At 64.1% G+C, this 22692-nt stretch carries 20 protein-coding genes; 16 read left to right on the forward strand and 4 right to left on the reverse strand.

The window, feature by feature from the left end; all coding sequences use genetic code 11:
- From alr to phoR, 10 genes are all read left to right on the forward strand, one after another.
- Positions 1-1107 (forward strand): alanine racemase, encoded by a 1107-nt coding sequence (alr, locus tag SOM28_RS08035; protein ID WP_320467787.1) that lies wholly within the window; start codon positions 1-3, stop codon positions 1105-1107.
- 31 nt (positions 1108-1138) lie between these two features.
- Positions 1139-2515, forward strand: coding sequence for a DNA repair protein RadA (gene radA / locus SOM28_RS08040; RefSeq protein ID WP_123072188.1), 1377 nt, complete (start codon positions 1139-1141; stop codon positions 2513-2515).
- Between the two features lie 94 nt (positions 2516-2609).
- The gene (locus tag SOM28_RS08045; RefSeq protein WP_320467788.1) at positions 2610-2930 is read left to right on the forward strand and encodes a PilZ domain-containing protein; all 321 of its coding nucleotides are present in this window, start codon (positions 2610-2612) and stop codon (positions 2928-2930) included.
- A gap of 504 nt (positions 2931-3434) precedes the next feature.
- Complete coding sequence (pstS, locus tag SOM28_RS08050) at positions 3435-4469, forward strand: phosphate ABC transporter substrate-binding protein PstS (protein ID WP_123072186.1); 1035 nt, start codon at positions 3435-3437, stop codon at positions 4467-4469.
- Positions 4470-4658: 189 nt separating this feature from the next.
- On the forward strand, positions 4659-5591 hold the full coding sequence (pstC, locus tag SOM28_RS08055; protein WP_414675166.1) for a phosphate ABC transporter permease subunit PstC: 933 nt from the start codon (positions 4659-4661) through the stop codon (positions 5589-5591).
- A 15-nt stretch (positions 5592-5606) separates the two neighbouring features.
- Complete coding sequence (pstA, locus tag SOM28_RS08060) at positions 5607-6467, forward strand: phosphate ABC transporter permease PstA (protein ID WP_123072184.1); 861 nt, start codon at positions 5607-5609, stop codon at positions 6465-6467.
- Positions 6468-6504: 37 nt separating this feature from the next.
- Positions 6505-7293, forward strand: coding sequence for a phosphate ABC transporter ATP-binding protein PstB (gene pstB / locus SOM28_RS08065; RefSeq protein WP_229520015.1), 789 nt, complete (start codon positions 6505-6507; stop codon positions 7291-7293).
- A 63-nt stretch (positions 7294-7356) separates the two neighbouring features.
- Positions 7357-8058: a phosphate signaling complex protein PhoU gene (gene phoU / locus SOM28_RS08070; protein ID WP_123072182.1), complete on the forward strand. Its 702-nt coding sequence runs from the start codon at positions 7357-7359 to the stop codon at positions 8056-8058.
- 2 nt (positions 8059-8060) lie between these two features.
- Positions 8061-8747 (forward strand): response regulator, encoded by a 687-nt coding sequence (locus SOM28_RS08075; RefSeq protein WP_320467790.1) that lies wholly within the window; start codon positions 8061-8063, stop codon positions 8745-8747.
- A gap of 18 nt (positions 8748-8765) precedes the next feature.
- On the forward strand, positions 8766-10058 hold the full coding sequence (phoR, locus tag SOM28_RS08080; RefSeq protein WP_320467791.1) for a phosphate regulon sensor histidine kinase PhoR: 1293 nt from the start codon (positions 8766-8768) through the stop codon (positions 10056-10058).
- Between the two features lie 466 nt (positions 10059-10524).
- On the opposite strand, the gene SOM28_RS08085 is transcribed toward phoR, so the two are convergent.
- From SOM28_RS08085 to SOM28_RS08100, 4 genes are read right to left on the reverse strand one after another with little or no spacing between them, the layout of a single operon-like run.
- On the reverse strand, positions 10525-10875 hold the full coding sequence (locus SOM28_RS08085; protein WP_123072179.1) for a DUF3325 domain-containing protein: 351 nt from the start codon (positions 10873-10875) through the stop codon (positions 10525-10527).
- Positions 10872-12506 carry a PepSY-associated TM helix domain-containing protein gene (locus SOM28_RS08090; RefSeq protein WP_123072178.1) on the reverse strand — a complete coding sequence of 545 codons (1635 nt, stop codon included), beginning with the start codon at positions 12504-12506 and terminating at the stop codon, positions 10872-10874. Before SOM28_RS08090 ends, SOM28_RS08085 begins: the two co-directional genes overlap by 4 nt.
- Complete coding sequence (locus SOM28_RS08095; protein ID WP_123072177.1) at positions 12503-12790, reverse strand: DUF3649 domain-containing protein; 288 nt, start codon at positions 12788-12790, stop codon at positions 12503-12505. Before SOM28_RS08095 ends, SOM28_RS08090 begins: the two co-directional genes overlap by 4 nt.
- A gap of 34 nt (positions 12791-12824) precedes the next feature.
- Positions 12825-13550 carry a DUF4198 domain-containing protein gene (locus SOM28_RS08100; protein WP_123072198.1) on the reverse strand — a complete coding sequence of 242 codons (726 nt, stop codon included), beginning with the start codon at positions 13548-13550 and terminating at the stop codon, positions 12825-12827.
- A gap of 168 nt (positions 13551-13718) precedes the next feature.
- Here SOM28_RS08100 and SOM28_RS08105 point away from each other — a divergent pair, with 168 nt between their 5' ends.
- From SOM28_RS08105 to greA, 6 genes are all read left to right on the forward strand, one after another.
- Positions 13719-15944 carry a TonB-dependent siderophore receptor gene (locus SOM28_RS08105; RefSeq protein ID WP_320467792.1) on the forward strand — a complete coding sequence of 742 codons (2226 nt, stop codon included), beginning with the start codon at positions 13719-13721 and terminating at the stop codon, positions 15942-15944.
- 87 nt (positions 15945-16031) lie between these two features.
- Positions 16032-16955: a patatin-like phospholipase family protein gene (locus SOM28_RS08110; protein ID WP_320467793.1), complete on the forward strand. Its 924-nt coding sequence runs from the start codon at positions 16032-16034 to the stop codon at positions 16953-16955.
- A 13-nt stretch (positions 16956-16968) separates the two neighbouring features.
- Positions 16969-17379 carry a GlcG/HbpS family heme-binding protein gene (locus tag SOM28_RS08115; protein WP_320467794.1) on the forward strand — a complete coding sequence of 137 codons (411 nt, stop codon included), beginning with the start codon at positions 16969-16971 and terminating at the stop codon, positions 17377-17379.
- Positions 17380-17675: 296 nt separating this feature from the next.
- Positions 17676-18839 (forward strand): glutamine-hydrolyzing carbamoyl-phosphate synthase small subunit, encoded by a 1164-nt coding sequence (carA, locus tag SOM28_RS08120; protein ID WP_123072173.1) that lies wholly within the window; start codon positions 17676-17678, stop codon positions 18837-18839.
- 1 nt (position 18840) lies between these two features.
- A complete protein-coding gene (gene carB / locus SOM28_RS08125) occupies positions 18841-22071 on the forward strand; it encodes a carbamoyl-phosphate synthase large subunit (protein ID WP_320467795.1) in 3231 nt (1076 codons plus the stop codon).
- Positions 22072-22206: 135 nt separating this feature from the next.
- Positions 22207-22680, forward strand: a complete 474-nt coding sequence (gene greA, locus SOM28_RS08130) for a transcription elongation factor GreA (protein ID WP_123072171.1) — start codon at positions 22207-22209, stop codon at positions 22678-22680.
- Positions 22681-22692: the final 12 nt, after the last annotated feature.

Genomic DNA, 22692 nt, shown 5'->3' on the forward strand with positions numbered 1-22692 from the left:
ATGCCGCGCCCGCTCTTCGCCACCATCCACATCGATTCCATGCAACACAACCTCGCCCAGGCGCGCACTTGTGCGCCGCTGGCGAACATCTGGGCCGTCGTGAAAGCCGATGCATACGGCCACGGCCTGGAACGCGCCCTGCGCGGCTTCGCCAGCGCCGACGGCCTGGCGCTGGTCGAGCTGGAAAGCGCTATCCGCCTGCGCCAACTCGGCTGGATCAAGCCGATTCTTTTATTAGAGGGATTCTTCGAAGCGGCCGACGTGCCCCTGCTGGCCGAGCACAATATCGCCACCGCCGTGCACAGCATCGAGCAGGTCAAGCTGCTCGAGTACACCCAGCTGTACCGCCCGATCGACGTCTACCTCAAGATGAACACCGGGATGAACCGCCTGGGTTTCCCGCCCGCGGAGTACGCCGCGGCTTACCAGCGCCTGCGCGCGATCCGCGACGTGCGCTCGATCACCCACATGACCCATTTCGCCAACGCCGACGAGCTGGAGCATCCGCGCCTGACGATCGCCGAGCAGGTGCGGCGCTTCCAGCTGGGGGCGGCCGACCTGGCCGGCGAGCGCAGCCTGTCGAATTCGGGCGGCGTGCTGCACCAGGCCGAACTCGCCGACCAGCTGTCGAACGACTGGGTCCGGCCCGGCATCATGCTGTATGGCGGCACGCCGGGCGGCCGCAGCGCCCAGGATTTTGGCCTGCGTCCCACCATGACCCTGCGCTCGGAAGTGATCGGCATCCAGCATATCGGGCCGGGCGACACCGTCGGCTACGGCAGCCGCTTCGAGGCCGAAGGCCCGATGACGATCGGCGTGGTGGCCTGCGGCTATGCCGACGGCTACCCGCGCAGCGCGCCGCATGGTACGCCGGTGATCGTCGACGGCGTGCGCACCACCCTGGTCGGCCGGGTCTCGATGGACATGATGACCGTCGACCTGACGCCCATCCCCAACGCCCGCATCGGCAGCAAGGTCACCTTGTGGGGCGACGGCTTGCCGATCGACGAAGTGGCCCAGGCCGCGGGCACCATCGGCTATGAGCTGATGTGCGCGCTGGCGCCGCGCGTGCGCGTGACCGAAGGCCGTCTCGGCACCGACGGTTGAACCGCGGCCCGACAATCCCCATATACACACGATGGCAAAAGCAAAAACCAATTACACCTGCAGCGAGTGCGGCGCGATCTCCACCCGCTGGACCGGCCAGTGCGCCGATTGCAAGGCCTGGAACACGATGGTCGAGACGGTCGTCGACACGCCCGGCGTGAACCGCATGTCGCAAACCCCGCACCGCAGCCTGGCGCAGACGGCGCCGGTGCTGTCGCTGGCCGACATCGAGGCGATCGATGTGCCGCGCTTCGGCACCGGCATCGAGGAATTCGACCGCGTGCTGGGCGGCGGCCTGGTGGCCGGCGGCGTGGTCCTGATCGGCGGCGACCCCGGCATCGGCAAGTCGACCCTGCTGCTGCAGGCGCTGTCCAGCCTGTCCACCGTCCGCAGTACCCTCTACGTCAGCGGCGAGGAATCCGGCGCCCAGATCGCGCTGCGCGCCAAGCGCCTGGCAGTGGATGCGAAAGACCTGAAATTGCAGGCCGAGATCCAGCTCGAGAAAATCCTCGGCACCATCGCCGACTTGAAACCCGACGTGGTGGTGATCGACTCGATCCAGACCATGTATTCGGATGCGCTCACGTCGGCCCCCGGCTCGGTGGCCCAGGTGCGCGAGTGCGCGGCCCAGCTCACGCGGGTGGCCAAGCAGACCGGCGTCACCATCATCCTGGTCGGCCACGTCACCAAGGAGGGCGCGCTGGCCGGCCCGCGCGTGCTGGAGCACATCGTCGACACCGTGCTGTACTTCGAGGGCGATACGCAGTCGAGCTATCGTCTGGTGCGGGCGATCAAGAACCGCTTCGGCGCGGTGAACGAGCTGGGCGTGTTCGCGATGACCGAGAAGGGCCTCAAAGGGGTGTCGAATCCGTCCGCCCTGTTCCTTTCGCAGCACGACAGCCAGGTGCCGGGTTCCTGCGTGATGGTGACGCAAGAGGGAACGAGACCGCTGTTAGTCGAAATTCAAGCGCTGGTCGACACCAGCCACCTGCCCAACGCGCGCCGCCTGTCGGTCGGCCTGGAGCAAAATCGACTGGCCATGCTGCTGGCGGTCCTGCACCGCCACGCCGGCATCGCAGCCTTCGACCAGGACGTGTTCATCAATGCGGTCGGCGGCGTCAAGATTACCGAACCGGCGGCCGACCTGGCCGTGCTGCTGGCGATCAACTCGTCGATGCGCAACAAGCCGCTGCCGCGCGGGCTGGTGGTGTTCGGCGAGGTCGGCCTGGCCGGCGAGATCCGCCCCGCGCCGCGCGGCCAGGAACGCCTGCGCGAAGCGGCCAAGCTGGGCTTCTCGCTGGCGGTGATTCCGAAATCGAATGCGCCGAAGGGCAATATCGAGGGCATGCGCATCATTACCGTCGAACGCATTGAGGAGGCGTTTAATAAATTGCGCGAGGTCGACTGATCGTCAATACCTGCCCAGCGGGCTGGGCTATTGCCTGTCGGATTTCTCGAAAGATTCTATAATTGTGTCTTGTTCACTGTATTCGGCTAAACACGTGTATCAAGACCAAAGGAAATCCCCACGCAAGGTGTACCGCACCAAGGCCATGCTCGCCATGGACGGCCAGCCGCCCGTCGGCGGCAAGACCACCGACGTCGGCGCCAACGGCGTGAGCATCAGCCTGGCCGATCCGCTGGCGGTCGGGCAGGGCGGCCAACTGTCCTTCGACCTGCTGGTCGAGGGCAGCTTCGTGACCATCAATACGCGGGCCAAGGTGTCATATTGCATCTTCAGCAGCGGCGAATTCAAGGTCGGCTTCCAGTTCCTGCAGCCCGACTTGGCCGCGGTAACGGCGCTAGCGCGCTTCATGCGATAAATGTCATGAAGGCGGCAGTTCGACAATAGCGCCTCGTATACGACAAGCGGCGAGCGCCATCGGCCTCGCCGCCTGCAGTATTGGCCCACTGAGCGGGCCATGCGCTATTCGTGATAGCGGTCGTGCAAATCGGAGGAGCTGCCGCGGACTTCCTGGTAAATCTCGAACGCCACAAGGGCGGCCAGTCCGCTCAGAATCCCCATCACCATCAGATCTAACATATAAAACAAACGCCTGTCGGCATCCCCTCCATGTAATGACTACACTCTCAGGTTAGCAGGCAATGGTGTATTTACAAGTGCCCACAATGCGGAACATGACATTATTCGGCTGACGCCAATTTCCATCCGCGCGCCGCGCCGCGCCCGGGGATGACATCCTTGCGCGCGTGTCATGTTCATGTCACATTGGCCAAATATGTCATGAACCTGTCACATTCGCCCGTTAGACTGCGCCTCATCGTCAGCGGGACCGTCCCGTGGTGTCACTTCCAAAGGATCCGATATGCGCATGAAGCACTTCTTCGTCTCGATCGCCCTGGCCGCAACGGCATTCTCCGCCAGCGCCCAGAACGCCAACATCACCGGCGCCGGCGCGACCTTCCCATACCCGATCTATGCCAAGTGGGCCGAGCTGTACAAGGCGGCTTCCGGCGTCGGCCTGAACTACCAGTCGGTGGGTTCGGGCGCCGGCATCAAGCAGATCAAGGCCAAGACCGTCGACTTCGGCGCGTCCGACATGCCGCTGGCGGCGAATGAACTGAATGCCGCGGGCCTGTTCCAGTTCCCGGCCATCATGGGCGGCGTGGTGCCGATCGTGAACCTGGACGGCATCGCCCCGGGCCAGCTGAAACTGAGCGGCGCCGTCATCGCCGACATCTACATGGGCAAGATCGTCAAGTGGAACGCGCCGCAGATCGCCGCGCTGAACCCGGGCGTCAAGCTGCCGGCCACCGACATCACCGTCGTGCGCCGCGCCGACAGCTCGGGCACCTCGTTCCTGTGGACCGACTACCTGAGCAAGGTCAGCCCGACCTGGAAATCGACCATCGGCGCCGGCACCACCGTCAAGTGGGCAGTGGGCGTGGGCGGCAAGGGCAACGAAGGCGTGGCCGCCAACGTGCAGCGCATCAAGGGCGGCATCGGCTACGTCGAGTGGGCCTACGCCAAGAAGAACAAGATGTCGCACACCCAGCTGCAAGGCGCCGACGGCAGCTGGCTGCAGCCTTCGGACGACGCCTTCAAGGCCGCCGCCGCCGGCGCCGACTGGAAGGGCACCCCGGGCTTCGCGGTGGTCCTGACCAACCAGGCTGGCAAGGGCGCATGGCCCGTGACCGGCGCCTCCTACATCCTGGTCCACAAGACCCAGGCTGCCGCCAAGGGCCAGCAAGTGCTGAAGTTCTTTGACTGGGCCTACAAGAACGGCGCGCCTGCCGCCGCCGACCTGGACTACGTGCCGATGCCGGCCGAAGTCGCCAAGCTGGTGCAGGATGCCTGGCGCGCCAACCTGAAGGATGCGACCGGCAAGGCGCTCTGGTAATCCACATTTCCTGAACCCGGAAGGGCCGGCGCGACCGGTCTTTCCGCACGCCAGCGATATTGACAAAACGATATTGATAACCAAGTCAACCACACCATGAGCGTCCATCCATCCGTGTCCGTGAACGACCTGCCTTCGAAGGTGGCGGCCCAGGCCGACACCTTCGAAACTCCCGCCCTGCGCAACACCATGCGCAACCAGCGCCTGCAGGATTTCTTCTTCCATAAAGTGACCTGGCTGTTCGCGGCCTCGGTGCTGGCGGCGCTGGCCGGTATCATCATTTCGCTGGCGATCGGCGCCGCTCCGGCGTTCGCCGAATTCGGCCTGGGCTTCATCACCCGCGTCGAGTGGGATCCGGTCAACGACCAGTATGGCGCCATGATTGCGATCTACGGCACCCTGGCGACGTCGATCATTGCACTGGCGGTGGCGTTCCCGATCAGTTTCGGCATCGCCCTGTTCCTGACCGAGATCTGCCCGGCCTGGCTGCGCCGTCCGCTCGGCACCGCGGTCGAACTGCTGGCCGGCGTGCCGTCGATCATCTACGGCATGTGGGGTCTGTTCGTGTTCGCGCCGCTGTTCGCCGAATACGTGCAGCCGGCACTGAAGGAAACGCTGGGCCAGCTGCCGCTGATCGGCGTGGTGTTCCAGGGCCCGGTGATGGGCATCGGCATCCTGACGGCCGGCCTGATCCTGGCGATCATGATCATCCCCTTCATCGCTTCGGTGATGCGCGACGTGTTCGAAGTCGTCCCGACCGTGCTGAAGGAATCGGCATACGGTCTCGGCTGCACCAAATGGGAAGTGGTGCGCAAGGTGGTGTTGCCGTACACCCGCAGCGGCGTGGTCGGCGGCGTGATGCTGGGCCTGGGCCGCGCACTGGGCGAGACCATGGCCGTCACCTTCGTGATCGGTAACTCGCACGGCATCTCGGCCTCGCTGTTCTCGGCCGGTAACTCGATTTCGTCGACCCTGGCCAATGAATTCGCCGAAGCGGCCACTGCGCTGCACTCGTCGGCCCTGTTCGCCCTGGCGCTGATCCTGTTCGCGATCACCTTCGTCGTGCTGTCCGCGGCCAAGCTGATGCTGCTGAGCATGTCCCGTAACGAAGGCACCAAATAATTCAAGGCGACAGAGATGAACAACGCAATCAAGAACCCCGTCTACCGCAAGCGCCTGCTGGCCCACCGCGTCGGCATTACGATGTCGGTGCTGGCCATGGGCATCGGCCTGGCCTTCCTGGCCTGGATCCTGGGCACGCTGCTGTACAACGGCTTCGGCGCACTGGCCGGCACCCTGTTCACGAACGACACCCCGGCCCCGGGCACCCCGGGAGGCGGGCTGCGCAACGCCATCGTCGGCTCGCTGATGATGGTCGGCCTGTCGACCCTGGTCAGCACCCCGATCGGCATCCTGGCCGGCATCTACCTGGCTGAGTACGGCCAGAACAACAAGTTCGCACAAATCACCCGCTTCGTGACCGACATCATGCTGTCGGCGCCATCGATCGTGATCGGCCTGTTCGTGTATGCGATCTATGTCGCCAACGTCCAGCACTTCTCGGGTTATGCCGGCGCGATTGCGCTGTCGCTGATCGCGATCCCGGTCGTGGTGCGCACCACCGACAATATGCTGCAACTGGTGCCGGCCAGCCTGCTCGAAGCGGCCTACGCCCTCGGCGCGCCGCACTGGAAGGTGGCGATGACGGTGCGCCTGCGCGCCGTGAAGGCCGGCGTCGTGACCGGCGTGCTGCTGGCCGTGGCCCGCGTGGCCGGCGAGACCGCACCGCTGCTGTTCACCGCGCTGAACAACCAGTTCTACAGCCACGACATGAATGCGCCGCTGGCCAACCTGCCGGTCGTGATCTACCAGTTCGCGATGAGCCCGTACGACGACTGGCGTTCGCTGGCCTGGGGTGGTGCACTGCTCGTGACCGCTACCGTGCTGCTGCTGAACATCGTTTCGCGCACCATGTTTGCCCAAAAGACCCCGCGTTAATCCCATCCTGATAAAAGACAAAGTGATGAACCAAGCCATGCTCAATACGACTCCGGCGCCGGCCGCCGCCAAAGCCAAGACGATCGAAATCCAGGGCCTGAACTTCTTTTACGGTAAAACGCAGAGCCTCAAGAATGTGTCGCTCGACATCCACGCCAAGCAGGTGACGGCCTTCATCGGCCCGTCGGGCTGCGGCAAGTCGACCCTGCTGCGCACCCTGAACCGGATGTACGACCTGTACCCGGGCCAGCGCGCCGAAGGTTCGATCATGTACCGCGGCCGCAACATCCTGGAGCCGGGTGTCGACGTCAACATGCTGCGCGCCAAGGTCGGCATGGTGTTCCAGAAGCCGACCCCGTTCCCGATGTCGATCTACGACAACATCGCCTTCGGCGTGCGCCTGTACGAAAACCTGTCGAAGGGCGAGATGGACGAGCGCGTCGAATGGGCCCTGAAAAAGGCGGCGCTGTGGGAAGAAGCCAAGGACAAATTGAACAAGAGCGGCCTGTCGCTGTCGGGCGGCCAGCAGCAGCGCCTGTGCATCGCGCGCGGCGTGGCGGTGAAACCCGACGTCCTGCTGCTCGACGAGCCGACCTCGGCGCTGGATCCGATCTCGACCGCCAAGATCGAAGAACTGATCAGCGAGCTGAAGCAGGATTACACGATCACCATCGTGACCCATAATATGCAACAAGCCGCGCGTTGCTCGGATTACACTGCCTACATGTATCTTGGCGAGCTGGTCGAATTCGGCGAGACCGACCAGATCTTCATGAATCCGGCGCGCAAGGAAACGCAAGACTATATTACCGGCCGCTTCGGCTGATTCCACCCGGTTGCTCATTTTGCCGGCCCCGCCGGCTTCACAAAAAAATTTGACGGAGAAGTTATGACAGGCGAGCATTCATCCAAGCAGTACGACCAGGAACTCGAGGGCATCCGTTCCCAGGTCTTGCTGATGGGCGGCATGGTGGAAACCCAGTTCGAGGAAGCGCTCGAGTGCTTCCGCATCGGCGACATCCCGCGCGCCGAGCGCGTGATGGCCGAAGACCAGGCCGTCAACCAGCTCGAAGTCTCGCTCGACGACGCCTGCAGCCACCTGATCGTCAAGCGCCAGCCGACCGCCAACGACCTGCGCACCGTGATGGCCACCATCAAGGTCATCACCGACCTGGAGCGCATCGGCGACGAGGCGACCAAGGTCGCGCGCACCGCCAAGAGCCTGCACGAGCGCGGCGTTACGGGCTTCGCCCACTACGACATGATCCGCACCATCGCCAAGGCGACCTCGGAACTGCTGCACGATTCGCTGGACGCCTTCGCGCGCCTGGACGGCAAGCAGGCCTTGCAGATCATCGCCGGCGACGAGGTGGTCGACCACGAGTTCCGCACCATCCTGCGCAGCATGGTCACCTACATGATGGAAGACCCGCGCACGATCTCGTCGGCGCTGGACACGCTGTGGGTGGCGAAGGCGATCGAGCGCATCGGCGACCACGCGAAGAACATCGCCGAGTACGTGATCTACGTGGTCGAAGGCCGCGACATCCGCCACAGCAAGGTCATCCTCGACGACCTGCCGGCGGTTTGAGCATGGCGGACAATACCTCCGTCCTGGTGGTCGAAGACGAGCCGGCGATCGTCGAGCTGGTGACCTATTCGCTGCGCGAGGCAGGGTGGGACATCCGCACCGCCGACACCACGGCCGGCGCCTGGGAAAGCATCAGCCGGGGCAAGCCCGACCTGCTGCTGCTGGACTGGATGCTGCCCGACCAGAGCGGCCTGCGTTTGCTCTCGCGCCTACGCGCCGACCGCGATTTCCAGGACCTGCCGGTGATCATGCTGACGGCAAAAAGCATGGAAGAGGACAAGCTGGCGGGCCTGAACAACGGCGCCGACGACTACATCACCAAGCCGTTCTCGCCGCGCGAGCTGCTGGCGCGTTCGCGCGCGCTGCTGCGTCGCAAATCGCCGCACCTGGCCGAGGCGCCGCTGCGCGCCGGCACGGTGACGCTCGATCCGAACAGCTGCACCGTCACGGTGGAGAACCAGCAGATCGACATCGGCAATGCGGAGTACAAGCTCTTGAAGTACCTGATGGCGCATCGGGAGCGCGTGTTCTCGCGCGCCCAGCTGCTCGACAGGGTGTGGGGCGACCACGCTGTGATCGAGGAGCGCACGGTCGACGTGCACGTGCTGCGGCTGCGCAAGGCACTGAAATCGGCCGATGGCTTGATCCGTACGGTGCGCAGCGTCGGCTACATGCTGTCCGAGAAATAAGCGGTGTCGAAGGACGCGATGAATCCCAAGCTGCTGTTCTGGGTGCCGGCGCTGCTGCGCACGGCGCTGTTGTTCGCCGTGTCCGGCGTGGTGTGGTGGTGGTTCGGTCTCGTGGCCGCGCTGTCGCTGGCGCTGGCCGGGATGGCGGTCGCCGTGTTCACGCAATTGTCGTACCTGTACAAGCTGGGCGAGTGGCTGGACGAGCCGCATAGCACGCGCCTGCCGGACGGCTGGGGCGCCTGGACCGATGCGTTTGCCCGTCTGTACCGCCTGCGGCGCGACGATGAGCGCCACCAGGCCGACCTGACCGAATGGCTGGCGCGCTTCCGCCAGGCGATGCATCTGCTGCCGGAAGGCGTGGCCATCATGGACGACGTGCTGTTCCTGGAGTGGTGCAATCCGGCGGTCGAGAAGCATTTGGGCCTGACGATGGAGCGCGACAAGGGGCTGCGCGTCACGAACCTGGTGCGCCATCCTGACTTCATCGATTACATTGTGCTGGGCCGCTACGAGCAGCCGCTGACGCTGTCGTTCCGCGGCCGCAAGCTGGAATGCCGCATCATCCCGTTCGAGAACCGGCGCCAGATCCTGGTGACGCACGACGCCACCGACACCGAGCGCATCGAAGCGATGCGCCGCGATTTCATCGCCAACGCCTCGCACGAGCTGCGCACGCCGCTGACGGTGATCGTGGGCTTCCTCGAGATCGCGATGTCCGATCCAGGCATCGACGTCGCCACGCGGATGGCGCACCTGAACCTGATGACGGAGCAGGCGCACCGCATGCAGCGCCTGATCCAGGACATGCTGACGCTGTCGCGGCTGGAGTCCGACGAATATCCGATGAAGCGCGAGCGGGTCGACGTGCGCAGCCTGATCGACTCGATCGCCGCCGAGGCGCGCGCGCTGTCTGGCGGCCGGCACACGATCGACGTGGCGGTCGACGGCCCCGACGTGATGGGCAGCATGGAAGAACTGCGCAGCGCCTTCGCCAACCTGGCCTCGAACGCGGTGCGCTACTCGCCCAACGGCGGCACGATCCGCCTGGCCTGGACCCGCGGCGCCGACGCCCTGAGTTTCGCGGTAACGGATTGCGGCATCGGCATCGACCCCGAACACATCCCGCGCCTGACCGAGCGTTTCTACCGCGTCGACAAGAGCCGTTCGCGCGAAACGCAGGGCACCGGCCTCGGCCTGGCGATCGTCAAGCACGTCCTGCTGCGCCACGGCGGCAAGCTGACAATCACCTCACACCCCGGCAAAGGCAGCACCTTCTCCGCCTCGCTCCCCAACACCTCGCTCCCCGCCTAACCCCCCTCCAATTAGGGTCAGAGTCGAATTGTTTGACAACTTTGTGAAATGCAGAGGGGCTTTGTTTTTGCTCCACGAGCCTCGCTGCAATTTGCTTTCAAGATAATTAGGGTCAGAGTCGAATTAATGGCAATTTCGAGAAATTGCTCAATAAATCGACTCTGACCCTAATTAATTTATGCTTGTTTTTTCGCTGTCGAGAAATGCTTCAGCGATGAACAATGGGCTCTCGAAAGGACTGACCAAAAAACGTGCCTCAGAACAGTTGAGACGCCTGTTTTTGTTGCAAAACGCATGAGGGTCAGAGTCGAATTATCGAGCAACTTTTAAAGTTGTCAAACAATTCGACTCTGACCCTAATTGTCTTTTCGGAAAGCTGTGACTCAGAAATTGTGGTCAGAGAAGATCGGCGAGCGGGAATGGGAAATTGCTCGATAATTCGACTCTGACCCTAATTGCGTGGGCTTTAGGTGCGCAGGAGGAGGGTGGTGGCGAGCAGGGCGGCGGGGATGCCGATCCAGGCGCTTTGCATCACGCGGCGCGGGTGGTATTGCAGGAGCAGGGTGACGGTCCAGGCGGCGAGCGACAGGATGCCGCACCACAGCACCGGGCCGAGGTGCCAGCCGCTGGCGCCGATGCAGGCCATGAATGAAAGCAGCAGGCCGATCCAGCCCAGGGCGCGCAGCCGAAGGCGGGTGGCGGCGGGGGCTTCCTTGCCGCGGCCGTGGATGTCCGCGTAGTGGCGGTCCATCGTGATGCTCGTCGCGGCGAAGCCGCTGAAGGCGAGGGCGGCGCCGCTCAGGATCAATGCGCTCATGCAGCCTCCAGTGGCGTGGTTTGCGCCGGGTTCGCCGGCTGCCGGGCGGCAGCCTGTTTTTTTGCCTTGCGGCCCAGCCACCAGGCGGCCCAGCCGAGCAGCAGGCCAAGCAGCAGGACCACGATGTCGAAGCCGGCCACCGCGCGCAGGGCCGGACCGCCGAACAGGCTCACGCCCAGGTGGGTGTCGGTGGTGAGCGCGTTCAGCACCGGGATACCGGCCAGCAGGACCGCTCCCAGCGTCAGCTGGAAGCGCCACATCGCGCGCGTCGGGCGGATCTGGGCCAGCAGCGCGGCCAGGCCCCAGGCGATGAAGAAGCAGTTGGCCTCGAGGTTCGTGCGCTGCGCGATCTCGACCGGCAGCAGGCGGTTGGCCCAGAAGTAGACGGCGAAGGCGATCGGCAGGCCGGCGATGGCGCCGATGTTCAGGGCGTCGACCAGGCGCACCCCGAAGCCGACCTTGCCGCCTTGCGCGATCGCCTTGGCGTATTTCTGGCGCTCCTTCACGCCCCACAGCAGGGCGCCGGTGGCGACCATCGCGGTGCCGGCCAGGCCGCACACGAAGAACAGCGCGCGCAGCAGCGGGTCGGCGAAATGGGCAACGTGCAGGCCGTAGATCGCGGCGCGCGCGTCCAGCGTCGTGCTCATCGGCTTGGCGCCGGATAGCAGCGCACCGCTGGCGCCGTCGAATGTCATGGTCGGCTCGATGTTCGACAACTGCTGGCCGGATGGGCGATGCAGCTCGATCCGGGCATTGGCGTCGTTCGGGTTGGTCACCACCACGCGCGTCGGCGCCTGGCCCCACGCGCGTTCGGCCTGCAGCAGCATCGGCGCGATGTCGGCCAGCGGCGCGAATTCCTTCGCCGGCTTCACCCGTTCGGCGTTCGGGAACACGTCCGCGAACATCGCGTTCTGCTCGGCGCCGTACAGCGCCTTGGTGGGCGAGGGCATGTACATGAACATCAGCGTGACCAGGCCGGTATAGGTGATCATCAGGTGAAACGGCAGCGCCAGCACCGCCGTGGCGTTGTGCGCGTCCAGCCACGAGCGCTGGCCCTTCTTCGGACGGAAGGTGAAGAAATCCTTGAAGATGCGCTTGTGCGTGATCACGCCGCTGACGATCGCCACCAGCATGAACATCGCGGCGATGCCGACGATCCAGCGGCCCCAGATCGCCGACATGTAGTACAGGTCGAAGTGCAGGCGGTACAGGAATTCGCCGCCGCGGGTATCGCGCGGCGCGGCGGTATGCTCGCCGGTCATCGGATCGAGGGTGAAGTTCTGGGTGCGGAAGGCCGCGCGCCGCTCTTCGCGGGTCATGCCCTTCTTCGGCGGATTGGTCCAGCTGGCGTAGATCAGCGGATTGCGCTCGTGCGGCAGGTCGAGGAACCAGGCATTGGCCTTCGGCGCGCGCTGCTGGAGTTCGCGCACCGCGAGCGCGGCCGATTCGGCCGGCGTCACCCGCGAGGGCGCATCGGCCGCCTTGTGCAGCTCGGGCTTCATCCAGAACGTGATCTCGTGCTTGTAGTAGGCAGCGGTGCCGCCCATGAACACCAGCAGCAGCAGCCAGCACACCAGCAGGCCCGACCAGGTGTGCACCCAGGCCATCGATTGGCGCAAGCCTTCTTTCATGACGCCCTCCCGGCGATCCACAGGACGGCGCCCAATACGCTGCTGCTTGCGACCACGCCGACCCAGGCGCGCAGCGCGCTGCTGGTGGCAAATACCCACAGGATCACGCAGGTATAGACCACGAAGGAGAGCAGGGTGGCGATGGTGACGGCGTCGGCGCGCGGCAGCGGCAGCGCGATGGCGATCAGGGCGCTGGCGATCGACGTCAGCACATAGCCGCCGGCGATGGCCGCGACCGTGCGCGCGGCCACGCCGCCGCGGTAGCGCCAGGTGAGGGTAGTCATGAGGCTCGGGCCTTTCTATGCAAGCGAACGGCGATCAGTGCTCGGCGCCCGGCGCCAGCGCAGGGCCCGCGGCCAGGGCCGCGATGCCTTTCGGCTGCACGACGGTCAGCGACGACGTATGGCTGGCGCTGGCGTACTGCACACCGGCGCGCTCGCCGCCGGTCTTGTCGGTATGCGCCGTCTCCAGCACATAGGTGCCTTTCCACGGCAGGTCGAACTTCACCGCGCCGTTGGCGTCGGCCAGCGCTTCCTTCGACCAGCCGCTCGGGACGGTGATCGCCACCTTGGCCTTCGGCAGCGGCTGGCCTTTATAGAACACCTTGAATTCGCCGGCCGTGCCGGTCGGGACGATGTCCAGCGCCAGCTTCGGCTGCTGCGCGGCGAAGCTGGTTGCCAGGCGCGCGGCCGGGATCCAGATGTGCTGGCGGGTTGTGCCGTCCTCCGTCGTTTCCCAGCCCGGATAGGCATTGTCTTCAGCCACGATCGCGTCGCCCGCTGCCAGCGTGGCGCCGCCGACCACATAGCCCTTGGCCGTCTTTTCCAATGTCAGCGCAGTCTCTCCGGAAGCCTTGAGCAGGGTCGCGCGCGGGGCGACGAACTTGTCCAGCAGGCCGGGCGTGGTCTCGCGCTGGTTCAGGCCGAATTCGCCGAACTGCAGCTTCACGGTCTTGCCATCCTGCTCCAGCCAGACGTGGTGCGCCTGGGCGGCAGGTGCGATCGCAGCAAAGGCGAGGAGCGAGGAGAGCAGCAGTTTCTTCATGGTCGTCATTCTCTTGTAGGGTTTATTTAATTCGATGATGCCTGTGCACTCCCCGAACGAAACATGCCTGTTTTGGTGGGGGCGTCGAATATGTGCATTGCTTCAACTATTGAACAGGAATTATAATGCGAATCATTCTCATTATCAAAACACTTTCAAGGAGTGATCATGTTGCGCCCAGTGCCATCCGTTGTATCCCATCCAACGCCCGTCGCCCGCCTTGTGCGCCAGGCCACTGCACTGTGCGCAACCGCAGCCCTGCTATCGCCGCTGACTGCCATGGCGGAAGCGCCGGAAGCGCCGGACGACATCGCAACCGACGCCATCCCCACCGTCAACATCACCGGCAGGCACGACGCCACCACCGAAAAGAGCAAGTCGTTCACCACCCGTTCCTCGACCCTGTTCAAGGGCGAGCAGGATATCCGCGACACGCCGCAGCCGGTCACCGTCATCACCCGCCAGCTGATGGAAGAGCGCAATATGCTCGACCTGACCGACGTGCTGACCAACACCGCCGGCATCACGGTCGACTACACCGACAGCGAGCGCATCGCCTACAACTCGCGCGGCTTCCGCGTCGATGCCATGCAGATCGATGGGCTCAGCTACAAGCAGTCCGGCGCCTACTTCATCCAGCCGGACACGGCCGTCCTGGACCGGGTCGAACTGCTGCGCGGCGCCTCGGGCATGCTGCGCGGTTCCGGCAGCCCTTCCGCCACCGTGAATATGGTGCGCAAGCTGCCGACGGCCGCCTTCCAGGCGTCGGCCGGCCTGACGGTCGGCTCGTGGGATCGCCGCCGGGTCGAGATGGACGTGTCGACCCCGCTCAATGAGAGCGGTTCGGTACGGGGCCGGGTGGTGGCGGTGAAGGACAAGAAGGACTTGTTCCAGGATGGGCGCGAAGAAGACCGTGAAGTGCTGTACGGCGTGGTCCAGGCCGACCTGACGCCACGCACCACGGTCACCGCCTGGCTGCAGCACACCGACCTCGATGCCACCGGCGCCTGGGGCGGTTTGCCGGGCAACTTCGACGGTTCCTCGCTGAACCTGCCGATCGACACCTTCCTGGGCGCCAGCTGGAACCGCTGGAACCGCTACAACGACCAGGCCCAGATCGGCATCGAACACCGCTTCGATAATGGCTGGAGCGTGCGCGCGAACGCCGGTTATCTCGGGATGCGCCTCAAGACCAATGGCTTCAAGCAGACGTATATCGCGCGCACCAGCACCACCAATCCCTACCTGATGGACATGACGACGTCTCAGTACACCGGCGACGACAGCCGCCAGCAGGCGCTGAGCCTCGTCGCCAATGGCCCGTTCACGCTGTTCGGACGCAAGCACACGCTGGTGGTTGGCGCCGAGCGCGTGTATGACCGGACGATCGCCACCTACGGCGCGGGCACCCTGTTCAAGCAGACCATCGACATCCGCACCTTCGATCCGTATTCGACCTATCCAGAGCGCGAGGTGACGACGATGCCGGCCGGCGGCGCCGCACCGACCGTGACCACCAATAACGGCGCCTACGCCACGGCGCGCTTTTCGCTGGCAGACCCGCTGGCCGTCCTGCTCGGCGCCCGCCTGAGCTGGTACGAAACCGAGCGGCGCACTAATGGCAGCGGTTTCAAGGTCACGCGCGAAGCCACGCCCTATGTCGGCATCGTTTATGACTTGTCGAACGAGATCAGCGCCTACGCCAGCTATACCGAGATCTTCGAGCCGCAGGAGGTGCGCGGCGCCGACGGCAACCTGCTCGAACCGGTCATCGGCGAGGACATCGAGTTCGGCCTGAAAGGGGAGTTCTTCGGCGGCCGCCTGAACGCCTCGATGGGCTTGTTCCAGGTCGAAAACGTCGGCCGCGCGATCGAAGACACGTCGTCGGTCAATCCCTGTCCGCCGACCAACCTGACCGGCTTCTGCCGCATCGCCGGCGGCAAGGAGCGCAGCGAAGGCCTGGAAGCGGAAGTGTCGGGCGAAGTCTTGCCTGGCTGGCAGCTGATGGCTGGCTATACCAACACCCGTACCAAATACGTGAGCGGTACCGCCGCCAACACCGGCCAGCCGCTGCGCACCATCGATCCAAAACACCAGCTGCGCCTGTTCACCAGCTATAGCCCGAACCGCTCGGGCCCGGGCTGGACCGTCGGCGGCGGCGTGAACATGCAGAGCGATTCCTATGTGCGCGGCGCCGGCCTGACCGCGACCCAGGGTGGCTATGGCGTCGCCAACGCCATGCTCGCCTGGCGCTTCAGCGACAAGCTGTCGGTGCAGGCCAATGTGAACAATCTGTTCGATAAGGTCTACTACAAGAAATTCGGTCCGACCGGCCTGGCCTGGTACTACGGCGATCCACGCAATGTGTCGGTGAGCCTGCGCGGCAGCCTGTAAAGGGCGTCGCCCACCCCGGGTGGGTTTGATGTGCTGGAGAGAACGAGCCGAGGTACAATCGTCGCCTCGTTCTTTTCCCCACATTCCATGGTTTCTCGTCGTACTTCCCTCGTGGCCTGCGCCGCGCTGCTGCTGGCAGCCTGCGGCAGCACCCCGACCCCGGCTCCCGTCGCCGCCACGCCCGTGGTGGCGCCCCAGGCTGCGCCGCTTCCTCCCAAGAAAATCCGCATCGGCCTGGCCCTCGGCGGCGGCGCGGCGCGCGGCTTCGCCCATATCGGCGTGATCAAGGCGCTCGAGGCCCAGGGCATCTATCCGGAGATCGTGGTCGGCACCAGCGCCGGCTCGGTGGTCGGCTCGCTATATGCATCTGGCCTGAACGGCTTCGCGCTGCAAAAGACGGCCCTCACCATGGATGAGGCGACCATCTCGGACTGGGCCATGCCGTGGCTCAGCAAATCGAGTGGCCTGCTCAAGGGCGAGGCGCTGCAAAATTATGTAAACAAGGCGATCGGCAATGTGCCGATGGAAAAGCTGAAACTGCGCTTCGGCGCCGTGGCCACCGACCTCAAGAGCGGCCAGCCGATCCTGTTCAACCGCGGCAATACCGGCATGGCGGTGCGCGCTTCGTCGGCCGTGCCGAGCGTGTTCCAGCCCGTAAAAATCGGCAACAAGGAATACGTCGATGGCGGCCTGGTGGCGCCGGTGCCGGTGCGCTTCGTGCGCGAGATGGGCGCCGATTTCATTATCGCCGTCAATATCTCGAGCGCGACCGAAGGCGCGGCCACGGCCAGCTCGCTCGACGTGCTGATGCAGACCTTCAGCATCATGGGCCAGCGCCTGAACCATTTCGAACTGAAGGACGCCGACATCGTGATCACGCCGGCACTCGGCAATATGGGATCGAGCGATTTCGGCGGACGCAATCTCGCCATCCTGGCCGGCGAGCAGGCCGCCGCCGCCGTCATGCCGCAAATCAAAGCCAAGCTCAAGCTCCGGCAGCAAATTCCATAAGAAAGGCAACACCATGAACACCAAACCCTACCTGACCCTGGCCGACGTGAAGAAAATCGGCGCTGCCGCCGAAGCCGAAGCCGTCAACAACGGCTGGAACGTCTCGATCGCCATCGTCGACGATGGCGGCCACCTGCTGTGGCAGCAGCGCCTGGACGGCGCGCCGCCGGTCTCGTCGTATATCGCGCCCGCCAAGGCCAATACCGCCGCGCTCGGCCGCCGCGAATCGAAGATCTATGAAGACGTGATCAACGGCGGCCGCATGTCCTTCCTGAGCGCGCCGAAGCTGGAAGGCATGCTCGAAGGCGGCGTGCCGGTAATCGTCGACGGTCATGTGATCGGCGCAGTCGGCGTTTCGGGCGTCAAGTCGGAGCAGGACGTGCAGATCGCCCGCGCCGGCATCGCTGCCTTGAACGTCGCCTAAGGACAAGTTGCGGGAGCCATATTGCACTCGCAACATAAGTTTCAGCAGGGCAGGGAAGATGGCAAGGCGTGTCATCTTCCGACAATTTGGTATCGGATATGTGGCAGCGCCGCATTGCCGAACATCAGAGTTCGCGCTATAATTCGGAAGTTTATCTAATTCAAACTTAGCCGTAGCGCATACCCACCATCCCTCATTCAACATGACCTCCAACACCGGGCGGCTTCACTGCGTCCAGGACAGTTGGATGTCGGTCTGACGTGGCGAAGCTACGGCAACTTTTTCGGGAGTTGCCCTTGCCGCCATTTTTTTCTGGCCCCTCCGTTCCAGCCATCCTGGCACTTGCTGACGGGACCATCTTCAAAGGATATTCCATTGGTGCCGTCGGTCATACGACCGGCGAAGTGGTGTTCAACACCGCGATCACCGGCTACCAGGAAATCCTGACCGATCCGAGCTATTCGCGCCAGATCGTTACCCTGACCTATCCGCATATCGGCAACTACGGCGTGAACAGCGCCGACGTCGAAGCGGGCAAGGTGCACGCCGCCGGCCTGATCATCCGTGACCTGCCGCTGCTGGCCTCGAACTTCCGTTCGACCCAATCGCTGGGCGACTATCTCAAGCAAGAGAACGTGGTTGCCATCGCCGGCATCGACACCCGCAAGCTGACCCGCATCCTGCGCGAAAAAGGCGCCCAGGCCGGCGCTATTCTCACCGCCGCCCAAGGCGCCGAGCCGTCGCCAGCCCAGGCGCTGGAACTGGCGCGCTCGTTCCCGGGCCTGGCCGGCATGGACCTGGCCAAGGTCGTGTCCGTCACCGAGCCCTACGAGTTCACCGAAACCGAGTGGAAACTGGGCCAAGGTTTCGGCAAGCAGACCGATCCGAAATACCACGTGGTCGCCTTCGACTACGGCGTCAAGCGCAACATCCTGCGCATGCTGGCCGAACGCGGCTGCAAGGTCACCGTGCTGCCGGCGCAATCGACCGCCGCCGACGCCCTGGCGCTCAATCCGGACGGTATCTTCCTGGCCAACGGCCCGGGCGACCCGGAACCATGCGACTACGCCATTGCGGCCTCGCGCGAGCTGATCGAGAAGGGCATCCCGACCTTCGGCATCTGCCTCGGTCACCAGATCATGGCGCTGGCATCCGGCGCCAAGACCATGAAGATGAAGTTCGGCCACCATGGCGCCAACCACCCGGTGCAGGACCTGGACAGCAAGAAGGTCTTGATCACCTCGCAGAACCACGGCTTCGCGGTCGACCCGGAAACCTTGCCGGCCAACTGCCGCGTGACCCACGTCTCGCTGTTCGACGGCTCGCTGCAGGGCTTCGCCCGCACGGACAAGCCGGCGTTCTGCTTCCAGGGCCACCCGGAAGCCTCGCCCGGTCCGACCGACGTCGCCTACCTGTTTGACCGCTTCATCGGCCTGATGCAAGCAGCGGAGAAAAAATAATATGCCAAAACGTAGTGATATCAAAAGCATCCTGATCATCGGCGCCGGTCCGATCGTCATCGGCCAGGCAGTCGAATTCGACTACTCCGGCGCCCAGGCCTGCAAGGCCTTGCGCGAAGAAGGCTACAAGGTCATCCTGGTCAACTCGAACCCGGCGACCATCATGACCGACCCGGAAACGGCGGACGTGACCTATATCGAGCCGATCACCTGGAAGGTCGTCGAGCGCATCATCGAGAAAGAGCGTCCCGACGCGATCCTGCCGACCATGGGCGGCCAGACCGCGCTCAACTGCGCGCTCGACCTGCACCGCCACGGCGTGCTGGACAAGTACAAGGTCGAGCTGATCGGCGCGACCCCGGAAGCGATCGACAAGGCCGAAGACCGTTCGAAGTTCAAGGACGCGATGACCAAGATCGGCCTGGGCTCGGCGCGTTCGGGCGTGGCCCACTCGATGGACGAAGCCTGGACCGTGCAGCGCGAACTGGGCTTCCCGACCATCATCCGTCCTTCGTTCACCATGGGCGGCAGCGGCGGCGGCATCGCCTACAACGAAGAAGAATTCGAAGCGATCTGCAAGCGCGGCCTGGAAGCATCGCCGACCAACGAGCTGCTGATCGAAGAATCCCTGCTCGGCTGGAAAGAGTACGAGATGGAAGTTGTTCGCGACAAGAACGACAACTGCATCATCATCTGCTCGATCGAGAACCTGGATCCGATGGGCGTGCACACCGGCGACTCGATCACCGTGGCGCCGGCGCAGACCCTGACCGACAAGGAATACCAGATCATGCGTAACGCGTCGATCGACGTGCTGCGCGAGATCGGCGTCGACACCGGCGGCTCGAACGTGCAGTTCTCGATCAATCCGAAAGACGGCCGCATGATCGTCATCGAGATGAACCCGCGCGTGTCGCGTTCGTCGGCGCTGGCCTCGAAAGCCACCGGCTTCCCGATCGCCAAAGTGGCCGCGAAGCTGGCCGTCGGTTTCACGCTGGACGAGCTGCGCAACGAGATCACCGGCGGCGCGACCCCGGCCTCGTTCGAGCCGTCGATCGACTACGTCGTCACCAAGATCCCGCGCTTCACGTTCGAGAAATTCCCGACCGCCGACAAGCACCTGACCACGCAGATGAAATCGGTCGGTGAAGTCATGGCGATGGGCCGCACCTTCCAGGAATCGTTCCAGAAAGCCCTGCGCGGCCTGGAAGTCGGCGTCGACGGCCTGAACGAAAAGACCCGCGACCGCGAAAAGATCGAGGAAGAGCTGGGCGAACCTGGCCCGGACCGCATCTGGTACGTCGGCGACGCTTTCGCCCAGGGCTTCACCCTGGAAGAAGTGCACAATCTGACCAAGATCGATCCGTGGTTCCTGGTGCAGATCAAGGAGATCGTGGACATCGAGCTGTGGCTCGAGACCCAGACCCTGGAGTCGCTGGACAGGGCCACGCTGTACAAGCTCAAACAGAAGGGCTTCGCCGACCGCCGCTTGGCCTTCCTGCTGAAAGTCGAGCCGATGGCCGTGCGTGCGCGCCGTCACGAGCTGGCCATCCGTCCGGTGTACAAGCGCGTCGACACCTGCGCCGCCGAGTTCGCGACCAATACCGCCTACATGTACTCGACGTACGATGAGGAATGCGAATCGAACCCGACCGACAAGAAGAAGATCATGGTGCTGGGCGGTGGCCCGAACCGTATCGGCCAGGGCATCGAGTTCGACTACTGCTGCGTCCACGCGGCCCTCGCCATGCGCGAAGACGGCTACGAGACCATCATGGTCAACTGCAATCCGGAGACCGTGTCGACCGACTACGATACCTCGGACCGCCTGTACTTCGAATCGCTGACCCTGGAAGACGTGCTCGAGATCGTGGAACTGGAAAAGCCGGTCGGCGTGATCGTGCAGTACGGCGGCCAGACTCCATTGAAGCTGGCGCTGGACCTGGAAGCGAACGGCGTGCCGATCATCGGCACCTCGCCGGACATGATCGACGCCGCCGAAGACCGCGAGCGTTTCCAGCAACTGCTGCAAAAGCTGGATCTGCGCCAGCCGCCGAACCGCACCGCGCGCACCGAAGCCGACGCCCTGGCGCTGGCCGAAGAGATCGGCTACCCGCTGGTGGTGCGTCCTTCCTACGTGCTGGGCGGCCGCGCGATGGAAATCGTCCACGAGCAGCGCGACCTGGAGCGCTATATGCGCGAAGCGGTCAAGGTCTCTCACGATTCGCCGGTGCTGCTGGATCGCTTCCTGAACGACGCCATCGAAGTCGACGTCGACTGCATCTCGGACGGCGAAGCCACCTTCATCGGCGGCGTGATGGAACACATCGAACAGGCCGGCGTGCACTCGGGCGACTCGGCCTGCTCGCTGCCGCCGTACTCGCTGTCACAAAGCACCATCGATGAACTCAAGCGCCAGACCTCGCTGATGGCCAAGGCCCTGAACGTGGTCGGCCTGATGAACGTGCAGTTCGCGATCAAGCAATCGGAAGAGAACGGCCAGACCGTCGACACCGTCTATGTGCTGGAAGTGAACCCGCGCGCCTCGCGTACCGTGCCGTTCGTCTCGAAGGCGACTGGCCTGCAGCTGGCCAAGATCGCGGCGCGCTGCATGGTCGGCCAGACCCTGGCGCAGCAGGGCATCACCAAAGAGGTGATCCCGCCGTTCTACAGCGTCAAGGAAGTCGTGTTCCCGTTCGTGAAATTCCCTGGCGTCGATACCATCCTGGGACCAGAGATGAAATCGACCGGCGAAGTCATGGGCGTGGGCACCACCTTCGGCGAAGCCTTCGTCAAGTCGCAGCTGGCGGCCGGCATCAAGCTGCCGAAGTCGGGCACGGTGTTCCTGTCGGTGAAGTCGTCCGACAAGCCGCGCACCGTGGCCGTGGCGCGCGACCTGGTAGCGCTGGGCTTCGACCTGGTGGCGACCAAGGGCACCGCGGCCGTGATCGCTGCCGCCGGCATCCCGGTGCGTTCGGTGAACAAGGTGCTGGAAGGCCGTCCGCATGTGGTCGACATGATCAAGAACCGTGAAATCGTGATGGTCGTGAACACGGTCGAGGAAAAGCGCAGCGCGATCAACGATTCGCGCGCGATCCGTACCTCGGCGCTGGCGGCGCACGTGGTGACCTACACCACGATCTTCGGCGCCGAAGCGGCGATCGAGGGCATGCGTCACATCGACGAACTGCGCGTGTACGATTTACAAGGCCTGCATAAAACCTTACACTAAGCACACGCAGTACCCGTAGGACAGCTTAGTACACAAGTGAACCACAGAGCTCGCGCGGCCTTGGCGCCGCGCGCCTCTGTGGTTTTCGCTTTGAGACGCTACGGGTGTCCCGTACAACACAAACAGCAGAGAACCATGAACACACCACTGACCAAATTCGGCGCAGAACTCCTGAAAGAAGAGCTGCACCAGCTCAAGACCAAGGAGCGCCGCATCGTGATCGACGCGATCGCCGAGGCGCGTTCGCATGGCGACCTGTCCGAAAACGCCGAGTACGACGCCGCCAAGGAGCGCCAGGCCTTCGTCGAAGGTCGCATCGCCGAGCTCGAAGGCAAGCTCTCGACCGCCCAGGTCATCGATCCGTCGACGCTCGACGCCGAAGGCCGCGTCGTGTTCGGCGCCACCGTCGACCTCGAAGACCTGGAATCGGGCCAGAAAGTCACCTACCAGATCGTCGGCATGGATGAAGCCGACCTGAAACTGAACAAGGTCTCGGTGACCTCGCCGATCGCGCGCGCGCTGATCGGCAAGTTTGCCGAAGACGTGGTTGAAGTGCAGGCCCCGTCGGGTCCGCGCGAATACGAAATCCTCGAAGTCCGCTACGTCTGATGGGCGCGGCGG

The organism is Massilia sp. CFBP9026, from assembly GCF_034045165.1.
Classification (GTDB): Bacteria; Pseudomonadota; Gammaproteobacteria; order Burkholderiales; family Burkholderiaceae_D; genus Telluria; species Telluria arenae.